This is a genomic window from Melaminivora alkalimesophila (assembly GCF_000282995.1).
Taxonomy (GTDB): Bacteria; Pseudomonadota; Gammaproteobacteria; order Burkholderiales; family Burkholderiaceae_C; genus Melaminivora; species Melaminivora alkalimesophila.
In genome coordinates, this window is sequence record NZ_ALEE01000766.1 from 1 (window position 1) to 1,468 (window position 1,468).

The window sequence follows — 1,468 nt, forward strand, 5'->3', positions numbered from 1 at the left end:
GGCGGCGCGGCGCGATGGCGTGCCGGCCAGCATCATCACCGCCATCTGGGGCATGGAGAGCGACTATGGCCGCCATTTCGGCAATTTCCGCACGGTCGATGCGCTCGCTACCCTGGCCTACGAGGGGCGGCGGCGCGCCTGGGCGAGCGCGGAGCTGCTGGCGGCGCTGCGCATCGTGGACTCCGGAGAATTCGAAGCGCAGGCACTGATCGGGTCCTGGGCCGGCGCCATGGGCCACACGCAGTTCCTGCCCTCCGTGTTCCTGGCCCATGCCGTGGATGCCGATGGCGACGGCCGGCGCGACATCTGGGGCAGCATTCCCGACGTCATCGCCTCCACCGCCAGCTTCCTCGCCCATTCGGGATGGACCGCCGACGAGCCGTGGGGTGTGGAGGTGCGGCTGCCGGAGGGCTTCGACTACACCCGCGCCGAGCTGAATGTGCGCCAGGACAGTGCTTTCTGGGCGGCCGAGGGCATCCGCTCCCTGGACGGCCACCCCTTGCCGCCGCTGCGGGCCGCGTCTGTGCTCGCTCCGGCGGGCGCGCGTGGGCCGGCGGTCCTGGTGGGCGGCAACTTCCGTGCCTTGCTGCGCTACAACAACTCGAACAACTACGCGCTGGCCGTGGCCCTGCTGGCGCAGCAGATCGACGGCGGCGAGGGCCTGCGTGCGCCCTGGCCACGCGAACTGCAGCCCCTGTCGCGCAGCGAGGTGCAACAGCTGCAGCGCGGGCTGAACGAGCGCGGAATGGAGGTGGGCGAAGCCGATGGCGTCATCGGACCGGCGACGCGCGCCGGCGTGCGGCGCCTGCAGCAGAGCCTGCGGCTGCCGGCGGACGGTTTCGCCACGCGCGAGCTGCTGCAGCGCCTGCTGGGGCCCTGAGGCCGCAGCGGCCCATCTAACCGGAGCCTGCGCCCCCGGTCGAGCGGCGCCCCGCAACAAAAAAGGGCCGCCCGGTCGAGCAGCCCTCTGCAGGATGGCTCCGTGCCGGCTTCAGCCGCAGGCGCCGCCCGAGCAGCAGGAGCCGCCGCTCTCGTCGGCCGAGGCCGCCAGCTTGTCGATCTGCACACGCCACAGGGCCGGGCCGGCCTGCAGGTAGCTCCATGCGAACTGGCCGGGCGAGCGCGCCTCGAACTGGCGGCGCAGCGGCACCGGGTCGTGGTCGTTCACGATCTCCAGGGCCTGGCCGGCCTGCAGCCCGTCGAAGCTGCCGAAGATCTGCGCATGGCGCTCGTACGGCGGAATGGTTCGCACGTCGATCTGGGTCACCGTCTGGGTGCTCATGAAAATTCCTCTCAAGGTCAGTGGGGAAGGAAGAAAAAACAGGGGCGTCAGCCGTCCTTGCCGTCCAGGCGCGTGCGCATCAGCCAGGGCGTGTAGATCACCAGGTAGATGGCAAAGGCGCCGGACCACAGGCAGGTCGCCGCCAGCAGCGCCTGCATGGTCGCGGCCGGCGCGGCGGCCGGAACC

General features: G+C 71.3%; 2 protein-coding genes and 1 pseudogene. 1 reads left to right on the forward strand and 2 read right to left on the reverse strand.

Annotated features, from left to right (window positions below; all coding sequences use genetic code 11):
• On the forward strand, window positions 1-880 hold an 880-nt coding region (locus tag A612_RS14750; protein WP_019375213.1), incomplete at its 5' end, for a lytic murein transglycosylase.
• 111 nt (window positions 881-991) lie between these two features.
• Here the strand turns inward: A612_RS14750 and A612_RS14755 are convergent.
• Window positions 992-1,282 (reverse strand): DUF2249 domain-containing protein, encoded by a 291-nt coding sequence (locus A612_RS14755; protein WP_019375214.1) that lies wholly within the window; start codon window positions 1,280-1,282, stop codon window positions 992-994.
• Window positions 1,283-1,329: 47 nt separating this feature from the next.
• Window positions 1,330-1,468: pseudogene (locus tag A612_RS18045) on the reverse strand (NnrS family protein); the annotation flags it as partial.

Coding starts and splice junctions, on each gene's coding strand:
- A612_RS14755 (WP_019375214.1), bottom strand. CDS start 1,282: ATGAGCACCCAGACGGTGACCCAGATCGACGTGCGAACCATTCCGCCG.